At 42.4% G+C, this 17,902-nt stretch carries 21 protein-coding genes and 2 pseudogenes; 16 read left to right on the top strand and 7 right to left on the bottom strand.

Going from position 1 to position 17,902, the window contains the following annotated elements; translation table 11 throughout:
- Nucleotides 1–124 precede the first annotated feature (124 nt).
- The 8 genes and pseudogenes from NST56_RS01900 (at nucleotide 125) to zinU (ending at nucleotide 6,898) form a co-directional block, all read left to right on the top strand.
- Entirely contained in the window at nucleotides 125–1,330 is a 1,206-nt protein-coding gene (locus NST56_RS01900) for a nitrate/nitrite transporter (RefSeq protein WP_339179575.1), read from the top strand.
- 132 nt (nucleotides 1,331–1,462) lie between these two features.
- On the top strand, nucleotides 1,463–2,371 hold the full coding sequence (folE2, locus tag NST56_RS01905) for a GTP cyclohydrolase FolE2 (protein ID WP_010332972.1): 909 nt from the start codon (nucleotides 1,463–1,465) through the stop codon (nucleotides 2,369–2,371).
- A 2-nt stretch (nucleotides 2,372–2,373) separates the two neighbouring features.
- Nucleotides 2,374–2,451: pseudogene (locus tag NST56_RS01910) on the top strand (L,D-transpeptidase); the annotation flags it as partial.
- A gap of 158 nt (nucleotides 2,452–2,609) precedes the next feature.
- Nucleotides 2,610–3,545, top strand: a complete 936-nt coding sequence (locus NST56_RS01915; RefSeq protein ID WP_339179580.1) for a tetratricopeptide repeat protein — start codon at nucleotides 2,610–2,612, stop codon at nucleotides 3,543–3,545.
- A gap of 89 nt (nucleotides 3,546–3,634) precedes the next feature.
- Nucleotides 3,635–3,772, top strand: a complete 138-nt coding sequence (locus NST56_RS01920) for a response regulator aspartate phosphatase I (protein ID WP_339179583.1) — start codon at nucleotides 3,635–3,637, stop codon at nucleotides 3,770–3,772.
- A complete protein-coding gene (locus NST56_RS01925; protein ID WP_267496093.1) occupies nucleotides 3,759–3,881 on the top strand; it encodes a hypothetical protein in 123 nt (40 codons plus the stop codon). The genes NST56_RS01920 and NST56_RS01925 overlap by 14 nt, the downstream gene beginning before the upstream one ends.
- Nucleotides 3,882–4,496: 615 nt before the next feature.
- Nucleotides 4,497–5,660: an FAD-dependent oxidoreductase gene (locus NST56_RS01930; RefSeq protein WP_268449017.1), complete on the top strand. Its 1,164-nt coding sequence runs from the start codon at nucleotides 4,497–4,499 to the stop codon at nucleotides 5,658–5,660.
- Between the two features lie 44 nt (nucleotides 5,661–5,704).
- The gene (gene zinU, locus NST56_RS01935) at nucleotides 5,705–6,898 is read left to right on the top strand and encodes a zinc metallochaperone ZinU (protein ID WP_010332975.1); all 1,194 of its coding nucleotides are present in this window, start codon (nucleotides 5,705–5,707) and stop codon (nucleotides 6,896–6,898) included.
- A gap of 47 nt (nucleotides 6,899–6,945) precedes the next feature.
- Here the strand turns inward: zinU and NST56_RS01940 are convergent, their stop codons facing one another.
- On the bottom strand, nucleotides 6,946–7,626 hold the full coding sequence (locus NST56_RS01940) for an ABC transporter permease subunit (RefSeq protein WP_026014657.1): 681 nt from the start codon (nucleotides 7,624–7,626) through the stop codon (nucleotides 6,946–6,948).
- Between the two features lie 9 nt (nucleotides 7,627–7,635).
- Nucleotides 7,636–8,499 (bottom strand): transporter substrate-binding domain-containing protein, encoded by an 864-nt coding sequence (locus NST56_RS01945; protein WP_268444256.1) that lies wholly within the window; start codon nucleotides 8,497–8,499, stop codon nucleotides 7,636–7,638.
- A 244-nt stretch (nucleotides 8,500–8,743) separates the two neighbouring features.
- On the opposite strand from NST56_RS01945, the pseudogene NST56_RS01950 reads away from it, so the two are divergent.
- The 7 genes and pseudogenes from NST56_RS01950 to NST56_RS01980 all read left to right on the top strand — a co-directional run.
- Nucleotides 8,744–8,845: pseudogene (locus NST56_RS01950) on the top strand (formaldehyde dehydrogenase); the annotation flags it as partial.
- 12 nt (nucleotides 8,846–8,857) lie between these two features.
- Nucleotides 8,858–9,313 carry an RDD family protein gene (locus NST56_RS01955; protein WP_010332978.1) on the top strand — a complete coding sequence of 152 codons (456 nt, stop codon included), beginning with the start codon at nucleotides 8,858–8,860 and terminating at the stop codon, nucleotides 9,311–9,313.
- Between the two features lie 80 nt (nucleotides 9,314–9,393).
- Nucleotides 9,394–9,729, top strand: a complete 336-nt coding sequence (locus NST56_RS01960) for a YckD family protein (protein WP_010332980.1) — start codon at nucleotides 9,394–9,396, stop codon at nucleotides 9,727–9,729.
- Between the two features lie 137 nt (nucleotides 9,730–9,866).
- Nucleotides 9,867–10,286 carry a MarR family transcriptional regulator gene (locus tag NST56_RS01965; RefSeq protein WP_326191174.1) on the top strand — a complete coding sequence of 140 codons (420 nt, stop codon included), beginning with the start codon at nucleotides 9,867–9,869 and terminating at the stop codon, nucleotides 10,284–10,286.
- Nucleotides 10,277–10,615 (top strand): DUF3147 family protein, encoded by a 339-nt coding sequence (locus NST56_RS01970; protein WP_326191173.1) that lies wholly within the window; start codon nucleotides 10,277–10,279, stop codon nucleotides 10,613–10,615. Before NST56_RS01965 ends, NST56_RS01970 begins: the two co-directional genes overlap by 10 nt.
- Nucleotides 10,616–10,631: 16 nt before the next feature.
- Nucleotides 10,632–11,360 (top strand): AAA family ATPase, encoded by a 729-nt coding sequence (locus NST56_RS01975; protein WP_339179593.1) that lies wholly within the window; start codon nucleotides 10,632–10,634, stop codon nucleotides 11,358–11,360.
- A gap of 72 nt (nucleotides 11,361–11,432) precedes the next feature.
- On the top strand, nucleotides 11,433–12,866 hold the full coding sequence (locus NST56_RS01980) for a family 1 glycosylhydrolase (protein WP_339179596.1): 1,434 nt from the start codon (nucleotides 11,433–11,435) through the stop codon (nucleotides 12,864–12,866).
- A gap of 35 nt (nucleotides 12,867–12,901) precedes the next feature.
- Here the strand turns inward: NST56_RS01980 and NST56_RS01985 are convergent, their stop codons facing one another.
- The 5 genes from NST56_RS01985 to hxlA form a co-directional block, all read right to left on the bottom strand.
- On the bottom strand, nucleotides 12,902–13,300 hold the full coding sequence (locus tag NST56_RS01985) for a competence protein ComJ (protein WP_339179599.1): 399 nt from the start codon (nucleotides 13,298–13,300) through the stop codon (nucleotides 12,902–12,904).
- A 26-nt stretch (nucleotides 13,301–13,326) separates the two neighbouring features.
- The gene (gene nucA, locus NST56_RS01990) at nucleotides 13,327–13,764 is read right to left on the bottom strand and encodes a DNA-entry nuclease (RefSeq protein WP_010332985.1); all 438 of its coding nucleotides are present in this window, start codon (nucleotides 13,762–13,764) and stop codon (nucleotides 13,327–13,329) included.
- A gap of 186 nt (nucleotides 13,765–13,950) precedes the next feature.
- The gene (tlpC, locus tag NST56_RS01995) at nucleotides 13,951–15,675 is read right to left on the bottom strand and encodes a methyl-accepting chemotaxis protein TlpC (RefSeq protein WP_339182038.1); all 1,725 of its coding nucleotides are present in this window, start codon (nucleotides 15,673–15,675) and stop codon (nucleotides 13,951–13,953) included.
- A 114-nt stretch (nucleotides 15,676–15,789) separates the two neighbouring features.
- Nucleotides 15,790–16,347: a 6-phospho-3-hexuloisomerase gene (hxlB, locus tag NST56_RS02000; protein WP_326191170.1), complete on the bottom strand. Its 558-nt coding sequence runs from the start codon at nucleotides 16,345–16,347 to the stop codon at nucleotides 15,790–15,792.
- Between the two features lie 5 nt (nucleotides 16,348–16,352).
- Entirely contained in the window at nucleotides 16,353–16,985 is a 633-nt protein-coding gene (hxlA, locus tag NST56_RS02005) for a 3-hexulose-6-phosphate synthase (protein ID WP_010332988.1), read from the bottom strand.
- A 229-nt stretch (nucleotides 16,986–17,214) separates the two neighbouring features.
- Here hxlA and hxlR point away from each other — a divergent pair, with 229 nt between their 5' ends.
- Nucleotides 17,215–17,577 carry a transcriptional activator HxlR gene (gene hxlR, locus NST56_RS02010; protein ID WP_003241118.1) on the top strand — a complete coding sequence of 121 codons (363 nt, stop codon included), beginning with the start codon at nucleotides 17,215–17,217 and terminating at the stop codon, nucleotides 17,575–17,577.
- The last annotated feature ends 325 nt before the right edge of the window (nucleotides 17,578–17,902 follow it).

The raw sequence follows: 17,902 nt of genomic DNA on the forward strand, positions 1-17,902 counted from the left end.
CAATGCTCAGTTAACGCATTAAACGTGTCACATTAGCTTACACATGTCTTTTCCGAAAAAATAAGGTCATATATTCTTAATTCAGAAAATTGAAATTTTTGTAGGGTCAAGAAAGGGGAATGTTATGAAGCTGTCGGAACTGAAAACAAGCGGTCACCCGTCCACTTTGCTCTGCTCGTTTTTATACTTTGATGTAAGTTTTATGATATGGGTTATGCTTGGAGCGCTCGGTGTTTATATTTCTCAGGATTTTGGCCTGTCTCCCTTTGAAAAAGGACTTGTCGTGGCTGTGCCAATTTTATCGGGGTCTGTGTTTCGGATCATATTAGGCGTGTTAACGGACAGAATCGGTCCGAAAAAAACAGCTGTCATCGGGATGCTGGTGACAATGATCCCGCTGCTTTGGGGGACATTTGGAGGCCGGTCGCTGACTGAACTTTATGCGATCGGCATTCTGCTTGGCGTGGCAGGCGCGAGCTTTGCTGTTGCGCTTCCTATGGCAAGCCGGTGGTATCCGCCTCATTTGCAGGGACTTGCAATGGGGATAGCGGGTGCGGGTAATAGCGGCACCTTGTTTGCGACACTGTTTGGCCCCCGGCTTGCAGAGCAGTTTGGCTGGCACAGTGTGATGGGAATTGCGCTTCTTCCTCTGATCATCGTCTTTGTTCTATTTGTTTTCATGGCGAAGAATTCCCCTGAACAACCGGCACCGCAGCCGCTCAAAAACTATTGGCAGGTGTTCGGACAAAAGGAAACGTGGTTTTTCTGTCTGCTGTACAGCGTCACGTTTGGAGGTTTTGTGGGGCTGTCCAGCTTTTTGGCGATATTCTTCGTTGATCAATACCAGCTGTCAAAAATTCATGCAGGAGATTTCGTCACATTATGTGTAGCAGCCGGCAGTTTTTTCCGGCCTGTAGGGGGCTGGATTTCAGATCGTGTCGGGGGCACGAAGGTTCTTTCTGTTTTGTTTGTCATTGTGGCCCTTTGCATGGCCGGAGTCAGCAGTCTGCCGTCTCTTTCAGTGGTTATCATCCTTTTATTTGTCGGAATGATGGGACTCGGAATGGGCAACGGAGCAGTGTTTCAGCTCGTCCCGCAGCGCTTCCGGAAAGAAATTGGAATGGTGACGGGAATCGTCGGCGCAGCAGGAGGCATCGGAGGTTTCTTTCTGCCAAACATTTTAGGGTCATTAAAACAGATGACAGGCACATATGCCATCGGATTTATCACATTTTCCTGTATCGCATTGCTGGCGTTTGTGCTTGTGATTGCCGCAGGATATTACTGGAGAAAAAGCTGGAGCGCGGAAAGCAGTCCGGCGGATGTTTGATGTTTGAATGGGAGACACGCGATTGTGTGTGTCTTTTTTTTTTGCTGTTTTCAACTTTCCCTTGATTTTAACTCGTGAACCGATCAGAATAAATAGTAATTATTACGATTTAAATTGGAAGGAGTTTTCTGATTGGAACAGCACATTCTGCTCCCGGGAAAAACGGAGCGTCTTCACTATTTTGGGTCAGTCAGTCCCATGAAAGGGCAAAAGCCTGTGGAAAAGGAGAACATGAAGGACCTTCAGAATATCAGAAAAGACTATTTTTTTGATATTCAGCAAGTAGGTGTCACCAATGTGTCTCACCCGGTTACTGTTGTCTCAGCGATGAAGCCTTTTCAGCAAACGACAGCAGCGAACTTTACCATGACCGCCAGCCTGCAGCGGAATCAGAAGGGCATCAATATGAGCAGGTTAACAGAGCAGCTTCAACGCTATCATCAAAACGGCTGGGTTCTCTCTTTTTCTTCCCTTCAGCAATTTACGAAAGAGCTTGCAGAAAACATGGATCAAATCTCGGCTTGCGTCGAAGTTCGGTTTCCGTGGTATTTCGAAAGAAAGAGTCCAATGCTGGAGAAAGCGGGGCTGATGCATGCTGAGATGCTGATGTCTGTCACCTACCACGAAGATCAGCCGTTTAAACAGCGGGCCGGTATCTCAGCGAAAGTAACGACTCTTTGTCCTTGCTCTAAGGAAATCAGTGAATACAGTGCCCACAATCAGAGAGGAACGGTCAGCATTTTGGCCGATATTCATCCGGCGGCACTGCTCCCAGTCGATGTCAAAGCCGATTTGCTTCACGTTGCAGAATCAAATGCAAGCGCGAGACTGCACCCGGTGCTAAAGCGTCCGGATGAAAAGGCCGTAACGGAAACAGCATATGAAAATCCCAGATTTGTTGAGGATCTGGCCCGTCTCATTGCCGCAGACTTGTATGAGCTTGAATGGGTATCGGCCTTTGATATTGAATGCCGAAACGAAGAATCAATTCATCTGCACGATGCCTATGCGAAGCTTAGGTTTTCAAAACAGGAGGAATGACTATGAAGCTTTCATTATTATTTATTTCTGTTTTTGCGCCGGTAATTCTGCTGTCAGCTTGTTCTTCTCATGCGGAAGAGAAAGAAAGCTAAAAACGAGTCCATATCATTTGATATGGGCTTTTTACTTTTTAAATCATAATTAGGATGAATAGAGAGATTTTTCAAAAAATAATACTATTGATACATGTCTTTAGTGGTATAATATTTAATAAATGTAAAGAAAAGGAGGTAAATCGTTGTCTGTCCCTGATTTAATCCCATATCATTTTGTTACCACAGACATAAATCACTGGTATGTTGTAATAAAACAAGGCCGAATAGAGAAAGCAAAGGAAATGAAAAGAAAAGTAGAGAATGAATTTAATAAGATGGAGAAAAACGAGAAGGTTGCAGTTTACCTTCAGCTCTTAAAATTGAGGCATGAGATTATGCTTTCTTATTTAGAGCCTGACTCTGTTAAAGATATTGACAGCGTTTTTGAGGGCCTTAAAGAGACAAGAGAAAACCTTGCTCCGGAATCTCTTACGAATACAATTGAATTTTATTTTCATTTTTTCACCGGGATGTATCATTTCCGGACAAGAGATTTAGTCATTGCTTTAACATATTATCGAGAAGCCGAGAGATATCTTGATTTATTAGATGAAACCGCAAATACAGATAAGGCAGAGTTCTATTTCAAAGTGTCAGAGGTCTATTACTACATGAAAGAGACTCATTTCTCCATGAATTATGCTCAACGGGCATACGCTATTTTTAAACGGCAGAAAGACGATAAGGGCAATCTTACATATGGAAAAGAAATGGTTCACTGCCAGTTTGTTATCTTTGGTAACTGGCTTGATAAAATGTGTTATGAAGAAGCCTTAGAAACAGCAGAAAAAGCGTTAAAAGATGCTGTTAAAATAGGTGAGCAGCATTTAATTGGTTCTGCTCATTTTAATGTAGGATTATGTTATAATCATCTTGAAGAACTTGACAATGCAGAAAAACATTTTCAAATTGCCTATGAAATTCATAAGGCCCAGAAACATATCTATGAGTCAAAAGCGGTCTTTAATTTAGCTTATGTTAAGGCAAAACAAAATGACCTTCAGGCTGCATTAAAATTGTACGAAGAAGGAAAAAAGATTGCAGAACGTCATAATAATCAAGAGGTAGCAGAAAACTGAAACTCGTTAAAGGGCTTTATTTATCATTTGATTTGCAGACACTCAGAGAAGTGTTCGAGTTCTTCAGGGAAAAAAATCTGTATGGTGACATGGAAGAATACGCTGTTGCTGTTGCTGATTTTCTGACCAACAAAGAAAAAAGACATGATGCGGTCGATTTTTATCAATTGGCAATTGAAGCACGCAAACAAATTCAAAGGGGGAAACATTTAAATGAAAAAATGTAAAATTGCAATTTGTTTAGCGCTTTTATTTGGCATTGTTGGTGTTTCTGGCGCTTCGTATGCTTTTAATGAGCAGTCCACTTATAAAGTCGCAGATAGAGCAGCGACTTAATTGAATATTATCAATCAACCCCCATTTTGGATAATCTCTATCAAAATGGGGTTTATTAATTTCTATGTTCGATGCTCATCCAAGTCGTGTATTGATTTAATGAAGTTTCGAATATTCATGGATGTGAATGAAAGTTCTTTGAATGAAACTCTTCAACTGAATGTAAGATGCAAGCATGGGTTCTTTATCAATAAACCCTCAGCAACAATAAAATGGGACCAATTATCACATTATGATGGATGGAGTACTAAAAAGAGATTGAGCAAATGACAAAAACATTAAAATTAGAGGATTGGCCTGTAGCATAATTTTATTATGAAGCTTGTATACTTTGTGTAATGCCAATTGTCCCCAGTCGATAAAAAATTCCCCATATCCATCTAACTCTTATTCTATAACAAAGATCGATAGAGTTTGTTTTATCTAAACTTCAACATAATTTGGTCGTTTTGAGATGGTTTGTTTGGATGGATCTCCAACGACATGGATATACAAAAACATACCTGACCACACAAAAGTTGTGATCAGCTGATAGAAAGCAGTTGACAAAAAGGGAAAAAGAACATACGATTTAAATCGTAATAATTACGTTTTGTGCAGAGAGGAGTTACTCCTATGTATAAATGGCTTATCATTGGCGGCGGAATTCAAGGCTCGACCTTGGCTGTGCATCTGGTGAAAAGCGGAAAGGTGCCTATACAGGATCTTGTGGTCATTGATCCTCATGAACAGCCTCTTGAGTGCTGGAAACGAAATACGGGCCGCATTCGGATGAACTATTTACGCTCTCCATCGGTTCATCACATGGATACCGAGCCGTTCAGCCTGCAAACGTATGCGGATAAAAGCCAGTGGCCGGAGGTATTCTTCGGAAGGTATAAGCGCCCCTCTTTATCGCTTTTTAATCAGCATTGTGAAACGGTATTGGATGAGATACATATTGATCAGGCGTGGAAGAGAGGTATGGTGACAGACTTGAGAAGGAGAAACGGATTGTGGGAAGTGAGGACAGATGCCTCCGAAACAATCATGAGCGAAAGAGTTGTACTAGCTATGAGTTTTTCACAACAGCCTTGCTGGCCGGAGTGGACAAAGCCATTTCAGAATAACGGCATTTACCATGTGTTTGACAGGAATGTGGAAGGGTTAAGAAAGGAAGGTGGTAAAGCGGCAGTTGTGGGCGGAGGGATCACGGCGGCTCATTACGCCATCAAGCTCTCAGATGACGGGCACGACGTGACGATGTTCGTGAGGCATCCATTTCGCACCTATGATTTTGACAGTGACCCGGGCTGGCTTGGCCCGAAATATATGAAAAGATTCAGCAAAACGTCAGACTATCAAAAGAGAAGGCAATGGATCACAAACGCCAGACATCGCGGCTCCTTCCCGAAGGACATCTCAAGAAAGCTTGCTGTCTATAGAGAAGAGGGCAGGATAAAGGTCATTCAGGATGAAGTGATATCATGTCAAAAAACAGCTGACGGCCGGCTGCACATACAGCTGAAGAAAGAGGAATCGTCATACACATTCGAACATATCGCGCTGGCAACAGGCTTTGCCTCTGACATCAGCCGATTCGAGTGGGTTCAAAATGCAGCGCAGGCAGAGCAATTGCCTTTTGCCGGCTGCGGCTTTCCGATTGTCGGCAAGGATTTGCAATGGGGGAACGGGTTATACGTGATGGGTGCCTTTGCGGAACTTGAAATCGGGCCGACTGCGAGAAATATTTCTGGGGCGCGAAAAGCGGCATTCACTATTACACAAACGGTGAAGTAAATGATTTAAATCGTAATGATTCTATTTTGGGAGGATGAGATCACATGAAAAAAATTCCGGTTACAGTACTTAGCGGCTATCTTGGCGCGGGAAAAACAACACTGCTCAATAGCATTTTGCAAAATCGTGAAGGCTTAAAAATAGCCGTTATTGTAAATGACATGAGTGAGGTAAACATTGACGCTGGGGTGGTTAAGCAGGAAGGCGGGCTTTCCAGAACAGATGAAAAGCTAGTGGAAATGTCAAACGGCTGCATTTGCTGCACACTTCGCGAGGATTTGTTAGTCGAAGTGGAGAAGCTGGCAAAAGAGGGACGGTTTGATTATATCGTAATCGAATCGACGGGAATCAGCGAACCGATCCCGGTGGCCCAGACATTTTCTTATATTGACGAAGAGCTGGGAATCGATCTCACAAAGTTTTGTGAGTTAGATACGATGGTGACAGTGGTCGATGCAAACCGTTTTTGGCATGACTATCAGTCGGGTGACAGCCTTCTGGACCGCAAAGAAGCACTTGGGGAAGAGGATGAAAGAGAAATTGCCGACCTGCTAATCGATCAAATTGAGTTTTGCGATGTTCTGATCTTAAATAAATGTGATTTAGTCAGCGAGCAAGAGCTTGAACAGCTTGAGAAAGTCCTTCGCACCCTGCAGCCAAGGGCTAAATTCATTCGCGCTGTCAAAGGGAACGTCAAGCCGCAGGAGATTTTACATACAGGGCTATTTAACTTCGAGGAAGCGAGCGGATCTGCCGGCTGGATAAGAGAGCTGACAGCAGGCCATGCAGCCCATACCCCGGAAACCGAGGAATATGGCATTTCTTCATTTGTTTATAAAAGACGACTGCCGTTTCATTCAACGCGCTTTTATCACTGGATGGATCAAATGCCTAAAAATGTTGTCCGCGCCAAAGGCATCGTCTGGTGCGCATCGCATAACAGCCTCGCTCTTCTGATGTCACAAGCCGGCCCGTCCGTAACGATTGAGCCGGTATCCTATTGGGTGGCGGCGATGCCGAAGCTTGAACAGGAGCAAATCAAACAGCAGGAGCCGGAAATATTAGAGGATTGGGACCCAGAGTTTGGCGACCGTCTGACGCAGCTGGTGTTTATCGGAACAGACTTGGACGAAGAAGCCATTACAAATGAGCTTGATCAATGTTTGCTGACTGAATATGAGTTTGATTCCGATTGGTCGCTGTTTGAAGATCCATTTAAATGGAAGCTGAATCAATAGGAAAAAGCCGTCTCCTGCGGAGCGGCTTTTTTTAATGAAACGTTTGTTTAAAGATAATGCGCGTATTTCTTCTCAAGGATATTCTGAAACGCCGCCGCAACGGAGCAGATGGCCCAATAAATGAGTGCGGTCAGAATATACATGGTCATGTAATCAAACTCTCGGCCCCCGATAATTTTCGCATGCTGGAGCAATTCCGGCACCGTAATCATCGCGGCGAGCGAGGATGCCTTGATCAAATCAAGCAAAACATTGGCGAGCGGAGGCAGCGCAATGCGGATCGATTGCGGCAAAATGATCCCCCTCATCGTCTGCCAATATGAAAGACCGAGCGAGGATGCAGCTTCCCACTGTCCTTTTTCAACGGATGAAATGGCTGAACGGTTAATTTCCGCAATATAAGCAGCGCTGTTGAGACTAAAGCCGATCAAGGCGGCTGTAACGGCAGAAAATTCAATGCCGATATAAGGGAAACCAAAATAAAGGATAAACAGGATTACCAAAATCGGAACGCCGCGCATAAAAGAAATGTAAAGACGCGCCGGCCATCTCAGCAGGGCAATCTTAGACATTCTGGCGAGCGATATAAACAGCCCGATCACCGTTCCGGCAAACATGCTGACAAAAGAAATAAGCAACGTGTATCCAATACCTTTTATAACATAAGGAAACGATTCTATCGCCAGCTGCGTGTTGAAAATATATTCCCACTGAATGCTGTACATCATGGCGTCTGATTAAAGGTCAACGTCTTGAACGTCGACATCCAGTTTCTTTGATACATCCGCTTTATTGAAGAATTGTTTTGACAGCTTGGTCAAAGTGCCGTCATTGCTCATCTTTTTCAGCGTCTCGTTCATTTGTTTCTGAAGCTCAGTATTGCTTTTTTTCATGACAAGCGCCTGTTTATTCGGCATGTACTTGATGTCAGGATGGATCGTGATGTTAAGATCCGGAAATGCCGCCAGTGCCAGTGTCTGCAGGTAATAGTCGTTTAAGATGACATCAGTGCGGCCGTTGGCAACATCTTTTAAATACTGCTCGTTGGTCGCGTTATCATAAATAACTTCTTGGGCGCCGTATTTTCTGGCAACGTCCATATAGACAGTTGTCGCTGCGCCAGCCGCTTTTTTCCCTTTTAAATCTTTCAGCGTTTTGATCCCTGATAAATCATCTTTTCGGACAATGGCTGTGCCGTATGAATATTTATAAGGAGAAGAAAACGCGAACTTCTTCTCGCGGTCCTTTGTCACATCTATATCATTGGCGGCAGCGTCAACCTGGCCGCTGTTCACCGCTGTCAGCATCCCGTCGATACCCATTTCCTTGAACTCGACTTTCAGCCCGAGACGCTTAGCCGCTTCTCGAACAACTTCAACCTCATAGCCTGTCAGTTGATCCTTACCTGAATCGGTATCATGATAGGACGTAGGATAAAGTGTGCCGGACGTAGCAACGACGATTTTTCCTTTTTCTTTGATCTGTTTCCAGCCTGAATCCTTGGAACCGGCTTCATCTTTGCCGGAACAGGCTGCCAATATAAGAAAGAAAGCCATTGTTAAGCTAAAGATAACGGCTTTTGATTGCTTAAATGATTTCACCTATGTTTCCCCCAATCTGTTAATCAACTAAAAAGATAGCATTGAACATAGGGGGTTGCAATATGTTGATGGCGTTTTCAAAAAGTTCGAATTGTGTATACAAATGAGACTGTGAGTTTAAAAGCAGCAAAGAGGTTGAAGCTCCCCGGATTCAGGAGGTAAGAGATGCTATTATCAGAATTACGGCAACAGGTATTTGCGGCTCTGATCTTCATTTGGATAAAACGGGATTCCGGCTGCGCCTGATATCATTACGCACAAATTAAGTCTTGCTGATGCCCCTAGAGCATATGATATATTCGATAAGAAAGAAGACAGCAACATCATAGTCAAATTGAAACCATAATGGGGGAGTTACATGAACATCTACAAACCGGCCGGATTTTGGATCAGACTAGGAGCTTCATTACTGGATTACATTATTGTCTCGGTGCCCCTTTTGCTGATTTATTGGCTGATCACAGGAAAAGACCCGAACGACAGCATGATCATCAGCATGGTCGTTTTGCTGTACTCTATTTTGCTGCCGGTATTTTGGCAAGGCTATCTCATCGGAAAAAGAATTTGCGGAATCAGAATCGTAAAAAAAGACGGGTCACAGGTTGGCCTGGTAACCATGATTATGCGAGTCATCATTGCCGCACTGGTTTACGGCATAACCTTCGGGCTCGGTTTAATTGTCAGCCTGTTTATGATCGGGCTGAGAGAAGACAAACGGACGCTGCATGATTTTATCGCAGGAACATACGTTACTTACGCAGCACCGGGAGAAGAAGAACTTTATACGGACGAACAGATCAGAAAGAGCGAATAATGGTTCGCTCTTTTTATTTTGTATACATAAAAAACACAATGAAGCAAAATATATGATAAAAGATAGGAGGAATAAACTGGATGAAAAAAGTGAATGTCAATATCATCGGAATGCTCATTGCCGCGGCTGTTATTTCTTTAACTGGCACAGCTGAAGCGGCGGAAAAACAACAGCAACAGCCGCCTGCAAACGTTACACTGACTGAACAGCAAAAGAAAGAAATTGAACAGCTGGAAGCAGACATATTAAAAAAACGCAAGGATGTCATCTCTAAGTATGTAGAATACGGCGTTCTGCCTAAAGAAAAAGGAGATCACATCAAAAATCACATGGTCCAACACTTTGAAATGATGAAACAAAACGGCTTTGTTCCGAAACGCCATTCTCATCAGCATAAATTTGAAAAGAGACATTAGGCTTTAAGCATCCAATTGAGATTGGATGCTTTTTTGATTAAAGGTATTATCCATTATGATATTGAAGTTTTTTTTATAAAATTATATCGTTCAAAAAGAATATATCGTAATATAAGATATAAAGAGGGGTGTGAATAATGGAACTGGATTTCATAAATAAATTAAATCAGCAATGGACCGACATCTACTATTCATTACACTACAAGCAAAAAGATAACATTTCTCATCAGGCGATACGACTCATGCAGCATATTGAAAAGCAAGGTGAGGCAACAATAGGAGCTTTAGCAGAGTATTTATCTGTCTCTCATAATACAGCATCTGAACATACAAAACGGTTGATTCAAAAGGGATTGGCAGCTAAACGTCGAAGTCAGCAAGACGAACGTAAGGTTTTGGTAGTTTTAACAAAGGAAGGACGCTCTGTTCTTGAACAGCATACTCAGCTGGACAAAGAGAAATTAAATGAAATAATCGAACGAATAAGCTCATCGGAAAAGGAATTGATTCAACAAGCATTTGAAATTTTAAGCAAGGAAGCTAAACAATGGCGGTAATCAGTAAAATAATCATCTCAGCACTGATTATTGGATTCGTTACTGAAATATCAAAAAGACATCCAACCTATGGAGGAATTATTGCAGCTTTGCCATTAGTCAGTTTGTTAAGCCTGTTTTGGATGAAAGTGCAGGGCGAAAATACAGCACAATTGAGTCAATTTGCGTCTGGTGTGCTTAAGGGCATACCTGCTACGGTTTGTTTGCTCGCGATAATGGCATTTCTATTGAAAACGAATGTTCCATTCTGGTTAGCGCTATCCTTTGGAGTCCTAGGATGGATCGCTTTTTTGCTACTGCAAAAGATTTTTCTTAATATATTCATTTAACGCGAGAGGAGAAGCTATGTATTTAAAAAAGGTCACACTCCTTAGAGAAAAGATCCCGTCCTTTGACAGATACCCATTCACTATCCCTGCTGTAAGTCAATTACACGAAATTTCATTTACCAAAGAAGTGTCTTTTTTTGTCGGAGAAAACGGCTCGGGGAAATCAACTTTACTTGAAGCAATTGCGGATAAGTGTGAATTTAATACAGCGGGCGGCAGCCGTAATAATATCTATGAATTGCAGGAGTCAGACTCTCATTTGGGAGATTACATACGATTATCATGGCTTCCTAAGATCACAAATGGTTTCTTCTTAAGAGCAGAATCGTTTTATCAGCTTTCTCTTCACCTTGATGAAGTGGAACGAGATGCTCCGCAGCCATATCTCTCCTATGGCGGAAGGCCGCTGCACAAGCAATCGCATGGTGAGTCTTTTATGTCGCTGTTCCATCATCGTTTTAAAGGAAAAGCCATTTATCTTTTAGATGAGCCTGAAGCCGCACTTTCTCCCGCACGGCAGTTAGCTTTTTTGAGAGTCATACACGATTTAGTGAAGGGTGGAAATGTACAATTCATCATTGCCACTCACTCCCCAATTTTGCTGGGTTATCCGAATGCTGACATTTTCAGCTTTGACGGGGGCAGTATACATCATACAGAATACGAAAGCACTGAACACGTCCAGTTAACCAGGTATTTTCTTGAACAAAGAGAGAAAATATTAGAGGAGCTGTTCCGAGATTAACATCGTGTTGCTATGAAACGCGTTTCATAGCCTATGATAGGTTTATCAAATACTTCAGGAGTGATTAACACAATGATCCATCAACATCCAGAATCTTTTCCGAAACATTTTTTATGGGGCTCGGCTTCAGCAGCTTACCAGGTTGAAGGAGCATGGAACGAAGATGGCAAAGGCCCTTCTGTATGGGACGTGTTTACGAAAATCCCCGGCAAAACGTTTAAGGGCACCAATGGTGATGTTGCAGTTGACCATTATCACCGTTATAAGGAAGATGTCGCTCTGATGGCTGAGATGGGGCTGAAAGCATATCGATTCTCTGTCAGCTGGCCGCGTATTTTTCCAAAAGGAAAAGGAGAAATCAATGAAGCCGGTCTGGCATTTTACGATAACCTGATTGATGAATTGCTTTCTCATAACATTGAACCGGTTTTGACTTTATATCACTGGGATTTGCCTCAGGCACTTATGGACGAGTATGGCGGATTTGAGTCGAGAAACATCATAGAGGATTTTAATCATTACTGCATTACTCTTTATAAACGCTTTGGACAGAAAGTGAAATATTGGGTAACGTTGAATGAACAAAACTACAATTTTAATCACGGCTTTCTTACAGCCATGCATCCGCCTGGCGTGAAGGACAGAAAACGATTTTACGAAGCAAATCATATTGCGTTTCTGGCAAATGCGAAAGCTATTGAGTCCTTCAGAGAATATGTGCCCGAAGGCAAAATAGGACCTAGCTTTGCTTATTCTCCCGCATATCCTTTAACCAGTCATCCAGAGGATATCACAGCTTTTGAAAATGCTGAAGAATTTATGAATAATTGGTGGCTGGACATGTATTGCTGGGGAACCTACCCGCAAATTCCTTTCCGCTATTTAGAAAAACAGGGATGGGCGCCGACAATCGAACCGGGTGATATGGAGCTGCTTGCCAAAGGGAAGCCGGATTTTGTAGGTGTCAACTATTATCAAACGATTACTTACGAACGAAATCCGCTCGACGGCGTTTCAGAAGGGAAAATGAATACGACGGGCCAAAAAGGGACCAATCAGGAAACAGGGATGCCGGGACTATTTAAAACTAAGAAAAACCCGAACCTCACAACGAGCAACTGGGATTGGACGATTGATCCGGTAGGATTGCGTATCGGGCTCCGCCGCATTACGACACGTTATCAGCTTCCTGTGTTTATTACAGAAAACGGTTTAGGAGAATTCGATAAAGTTGAAGACGGCACTATACATGATGATTATAGAATTGATTATTTGCGATCGCATCTTGAGCAATGCAGACAGGCCATTAGTGATGGAGTCGATTTGATCGGATATTGCAGCTGGTCATTTACTGATCTGTTAAGCTGGCTGAACGGTTATCAAAAAAGATACGGCTTTGTTTATGTGAATCGTGACGAAGAGAATGAATATGACTTAAAACGATTGAAGAAAAAAAGCTTTTATTGGTATCAGGACGTTATTAAGAAAAATGGAGAAAATATATAAAGAGTCCCTGAGAGTATTCCTCTCAGGGCTTTTCATTAGACGGAAACAGCATCAATGATGTAAGTGTCAGCATGCAGATCTGACAGCTCAGCCGGTACAGTGTAGCATGTGAATTGATAGTTCCCTTTAGGAAGGTCGAAGGAGAGCCGTTTGGACATGATGCTTTCAATTTCAATTCCGTCTTTTGTGACGTGAAAAGGAACAGTCACTTTTTTTTCATAGGATGCTACTGTTTCTGAACTGTTAAGGCGCAAGAGTATATATACCTTTGAATTTCGCTGTGCCTCAAACGAAATGGCTTCGTCCGCTTCCGCATATCCTTTTTCAATCGCTTCATCTGTCCAATCGATGACAGGCGGTGCGGAACCCTTTTGAAATACAGTAAATTGATGATATGAAATCGTCAGTTCTTGCGGCTTCCATGATTTGATCAATGTGCTGTTCCTCCTCTTTTAACTGTTTACTGAATCGTAAATAAAACCTTTGTGCCATCAGGGTAATCGGTCAGCTGATGCCCGACCCAGGAGCCTGCGCCACGATTGTCAGCGGGAGAAATATATTCTACAGAAGCCCCTTCACCGCCTTCTTTGCACATGGCCATTGGCCATTCATCTCGGTCATACCCTGTTTTGGTAGGTACGTCTTTCAATGATTGTTCGCGGCGTTCCTCAGCTCCGTCTCTGTCTACAGTGCACACATCTGAATGCCCCTCACTTATTGCGTCCTTGATATGATTTGCTGTCTCAGGATAACGCTCAGAAGGGAAGGCTATTGTTTCGTCATATTCTTCTGTTTGAGACGTTTTTTGTTCGTCTGAGAAAAAGTCTCCCTTAATCAGGCCAACAGCTGCAGCTGCTATGACAACTATTACGAGAAGTAAAGTTTTTATAATGTCCATTCGTGATGATCACCTCCCGCGTCAGCAACTTTTAAAACTGCTCCAAGAGTAATGCAGAAAGGGCTTGGTGTAAAGATTAACATTTTTTGTTTTGCCTTAGGTTTATTGCAGGAATCGTCATTTTAGCAGATCGAAATATTCATTTTTAAGAAAATAACGTTATCAAATTGAAATATTAATACTAGATTATAAGCTGTTTTCAGGTTGATTAATCATTTTAAATTGGCTTATGATACCGGTAAGCTCTTCAGCTAAATGGGATAACGTTTCCGAGGCTGCAGTAATCTCTTCCATTGCAGCAAATTGCTCTTCTGTTAAAGCTGCTGCCTGCCGGGTATTTTCTGTTGATTCTTTAATGTCTGTTGTATTGGCGGCAAAGGATTCATTTATTTTTTGCGTACTTGCTGAAATGTTGGTAACAGATGCTGATAGATCGCTGATTTCTGCAGTAATTTCATCTGTTGCGGCTGCAATTTCTTTAAAGGCGTCTCTGGTGCGGTGGATCATGTTTACACCTTCAGCAGCTTCTGTTTTCACATGTTCAACAGACTGCGCAGATACAGTCATATCATTTTTTATCTCAGCGATTAATTTGGAAATCTGTCCGACAGACCGTTGAGATTCCTCTGCTAATTTGCGAACTTCATCAGCAACAACGGCAAAGCCTTTGCCGTGTTCTCCGGCTCGGGCAGCTTCAATTGCCGCATTAAGGGCAAGCAGGTTTGTCTGATCGGCAATTTGGGTGATGACAGATAAGATTTGTTCAATTTGTTTAGAGCGGCCGTCCAGCTGCTGAATGATCTCACCGCTTTTTTCAATCGAATGGTGAATGGTATCCATTTGTGCCTGAACATTTGAAATTTCTTTTTGGCCAATGTCTGCTTTAGATTGCGCAAGCTGTCCTTTCTGAGCAATGGCAACAGTATTTGAAGAAATTTGCCGTATGTCAGCCGTTGTTTGCTCCAGTGATTTTTCACTGTTTTCAATTCGTGTGATTTGATGCTTGGCTCCGTTTGCAATATGCTGAACAGCTTCTGTGATTTTTTCTGAAGCTTGATTTGTTTCTTCAGCTCCGGCTGAAAGCTGCTGAGAGGCTGATGCAAGCTGAAGGGCCGATTGCTGTACGGTTTGGATTGTCTGATTCAGCTTCAATCTCATCTTATTATAGTAGACACTCAGTTCTGCTAACTCATCAGCGGACTTGTCTGAAACTTCTATTGTCATATCTCCGTTTCCGGCGCTTTCAAAGGCGTATTTTAACACGTTTAGCCGCCGATTGATTCTTCTGGTGAAAAGCAGAACAAGGATGACAGATATAATAATAACTACAGCGAGAACGATAGCGAATTGAGTGAACAGCGATTGGGTAAGCGATGCTAAAATGCTTTGATTGGCTCCTGTATACAGCATACCGATAATGTTGCCTTCCTTATCTTTTAAGGGCATATATGCTGTTTGATAAGAGGAGCCCGCCACATCTGCTTGTCCGTAGAATTGCTTCCCGTTTTTTAAAACAGCGTCAGTGACTTCAGCAGAAGCTTGAGTGCCGACAGCTCTTTCGCCGTCTTTCATTACGTTGGTTGCCACTCGTGTATCTCCTTGAAAAATCGTTACGGTGTCACCTGTTTTTTTGCCAAGCAGATCAACAATGTCTTCATTTCCGTTTATTTGTGTCTCGCCTTTATACAGCTTATCGTTTTTTACCTCCCAGTTCCCTAAAATCACGTCGTCAATATACGTGCTGCTTAAAGCAAGATCGCCTTTCGCCTTGTCAGTGGCCATTTTTTTCATGCTGCTTGTAATGTCCTTAAGCATCACGGCGCCGACTGATAGAGAAAACAATAGAATAACCGCGAAGACCAAGCCGAGAATTTTAGTTCCAAGCTTCAGTTTTATTTGCTTTTTCAATATAATTCCTCCCTTTGTATATTTGTAGGTCATATTACTTATCGGGTTTTTGGGTTTAAAGTTTTATTTTAGAGGAATATCAAAAACCGGCCTGATCTCCAGGCCGGTTATGTGACGCTATTCAAGGTTTGCGTGGTAAGTGAACATGGTTTCAGAATCGAGTCCTTTTTTCTCCATGAGTTTTAAGATGACTGCATCATAGAATAGCAGCAATGTTTGCTCAAATAATGATCCCATTGGCTGTATGGTTTGATAGCTTCCGTTTGACCGGTCTTTAGGAGAACCGGGCATTTTGACGATGAGATCCGATTGTTTTCCAATGCTCGAATCCGGATTGATGGTTAAAGCGGCAACGACTCCGTGTAAGCTTTTTGCTTTAGCTGCTGTATTGATCAGGCTCTTTGTCTCGCCTGATCCTGAGCCGATAATGACGAGGTCTCCTTTGCGGAGCGGCGGAGTGAGAACCTCACCGACAATATGAGCGTTGAAGCCCATGTGCATCAGTCTCATCGCGAAGGATTTTGCCATCAGGCCAGAACGGCCCGCGCCCGCAGTGAAAATTTGGTTGGACGAAAGAATGTGATCTGCAAGCTGATCAGCTTCTTCATTAGAAATATAAGCCGCTGAACGGTGTAACTCATTGAGAATTTCCGTTACGTATTCAGTCGTTTTCATATGAATTATCCTTGGGATATAAGCTGTTTCATTTTTGAAGCTGTCTCTGCTTTATCAGCTGCGCTTGTAATTCCGCCCCCAACAATGACAAGGTCGGGGTTTTGTTTGATCACTTCTGGCAGTGTATCAAGTTTGATGCCGCCCGCAATTGCGGTTTTTGCGTTTTTTACTGTATTTTTGATTGTCGTTAATTCTTCGAAAGAGTTTTTGCCCTCTGCTTGAAGATCGTATCCAGTGTGGACGCAGATGTAGTCAACACCGAGTGCGTCAATTTCTTTCGCACGGGATTCAATATCTTTCACGTTAATCATGTCCACTAAGATTTTCTTCTTCTGTTTTTTGGCTTCTTCTACTGCACCTTTAATCGTTGCATCGTCTGTAGCTCCTAACACGGTGATGATGTCAGCTCCCGCTTCCGACGCTTTCATAATTTCGTATCCGCCGGCATCCATGATTTTCAGGTCTGCCAGGACCTTCAATTGCGGAAATGTTTCTTTTATTTCTTTAACGGCTCTAAGGCCTTCATTAATGACAACCGGTGTTCCGATCTCAACCACGTCGATGTATTGTTCCACTTCTTTGACAAGCTCGATGGCTTCGGGGATATTTACCAGGTCTAATGCCAGCTGTAATTCCATTGTTGATCCACTCCCTTATTCGAATTATTTCTCATTCTATAGGTTCCTACTTTAGCTGAGAAGTAGGCACTTTGAAGTCAACTAGTTACTTGAAGGATACTGTGAGAAGAGGCAATCAGATTTCTTTCGCTTGTTTTTGTGAGTGAGTATAATAAAAAGAGCCTGCTAAAAAGTAAGTAAGTGATGATACGTATCTAACATATAAAAAGTATACTAAGGGGGATTTCTTTTGAGCCGGATGGACGACAAAAGGTTTAATTGTGAGAAGGAATTGACGCTAGCAGTGATCGGCGGTAAATGGAAAATGCTTATTTTGTGGCATTTAGGAAAAGAAGGCACAAAACGTTTTAATGAATTAAAAGCTTTGATTCCTGATATTACGCAGAAGATCCTCGTGAATCAGCTGAGAGAGCTTGAGCAGGATATGATTGTTCACAGGGAAGTGTATCCGGTTGTCCCGCCGAAGGTTGAATATTCCTTGACCCCGCAAGGAGAAAGCCTGATGCCTATTCTTGATGCCATGTATGAGTGGGGGAAAGGCTATATGGAATTGATTGATATCGACAAAAATGTCATTAAGGAATCGTTGTAAGGCGCTCTCGGTTAAGGGTGTCTTTTATTGCCTGTTTTTTGGTTTTTGGGTGGTAAACATATGGGATGTAAAGATTGTAAATGGCTTCCAACAGTAAATGGGTTGTAGCGAAGTGGCTCAATTTAAAAATTTTTATTTTTCTGTAAATAATGTTTAGTGGAAATTTTTGCGGTATCCCGCAAAAATACCCCTGTAAAAGAACTGGAATCTTTTCGGTATCCCGCATGGAACTTTTCACCCATTTTTCGGTGATAAAAACAATTTTTTCATTTAAAGTGAACGTTAGAAAGGTTAAAAATATTGAAAACAATGAAGAATTAGGCAA

The sequence above is a fragment of the Bacillus sp. FSL R5-0560 genome, from assembly GCF_037966305.1.
GTDB classification, from domain to species: Bacteria; Bacillota; Bacilli; order Bacillales; family Bacillaceae; genus Bacillus; species Bacillus mojavensis.

Coding starts and splice junctions, on each gene's coding strand:
- NST56_RS01900 (WP_339179575.1), top strand. CDS start 125: ATGAAGCTGTCGGAACTGAAAACAAGCGGTCACCCGTCCACTTTGCTC.
- NST56_RS01920 (WP_339179583.1), top strand. CDS start 3,635: ATGGAAGAATACGCTGTTGCTGTTGCTGATTTTCTGACCAACAAAGAA.
- NST56_RS01925 (WP_267496093.1), top strand. CDS start 3,759: ATGAAAAAATGTAAAATTGCAATTTGTTTAGCGCTTTTATTTGGCATT.
- NST56_RS01930 (WP_268449017.1), top strand. CDS start 4,497: ATGTATAAATGGCTTATCATTGGCGGCGGAATTCAAGGCTCGACCTTG.
- zinU (WP_010332975.1), top strand. CDS start 5,705: ATGAAAAAAATTCCGGTTACAGTACTTAGCGGCTATCTTGGCGCGGGA.
- NST56_RS01940 (WP_026014657.1), bottom strand. CDS start 7,626: ATGATGTACAGCATTCAGTGGGAATATATTTTCAACACGCAGCTGGCG.
- NST56_RS01955 (WP_010332978.1), top strand. CDS start 8,858: ATGAACATCTACAAACCGGCCGGATTTTGGATCAGACTAGGAGCTTCA.
- NST56_RS01960 (WP_010332980.1), top strand. CDS start 9,394: ATGAAAAAAGTGAATGTCAATATCATCGGAATGCTCATTGCCGCGGCT.
- NST56_RS01965 (WP_326191174.1), top strand. CDS start 9,867: ATGGAACTGGATTTCATAAATAAATTAAATCAGCAATGGACCGACATC.
- NST56_RS01970 (WP_326191173.1), top strand. CDS start 10,277: ATGGCGGTAATCAGTAAAATAATCATCTCAGCACTGATTATTGGATTC.
- NST56_RS01975 (WP_339179593.1), top strand. CDS start 10,632: ATGTATTTAAAAAAGGTCACACTCCTTAGAGAAAAGATCCCGTCCTTT.
- NST56_RS01980 (WP_339179596.1), top strand. CDS start 11,433: ATGATCCATCAACATCCAGAATCTTTTCCGAAACATTTTTTATGGGGC.
- nucA (WP_010332985.1), bottom strand. CDS start 13,764: ATGGACATTATAAAAACTTTACTTCTCGTAATAGTTGTCATAGCAGCT.
- hxlB (WP_326191170.1), bottom strand. CDS start 16,347: ATGAAAACGACTGAATACGTAACGGAAATTCTCAATGAGTTACACCGT.
- hxlA (WP_010332988.1), bottom strand. CDS start 16,985: ATGGAATTACAGCTGGCATTAGACCTGGTAAATATCCCCGAAGCCATC.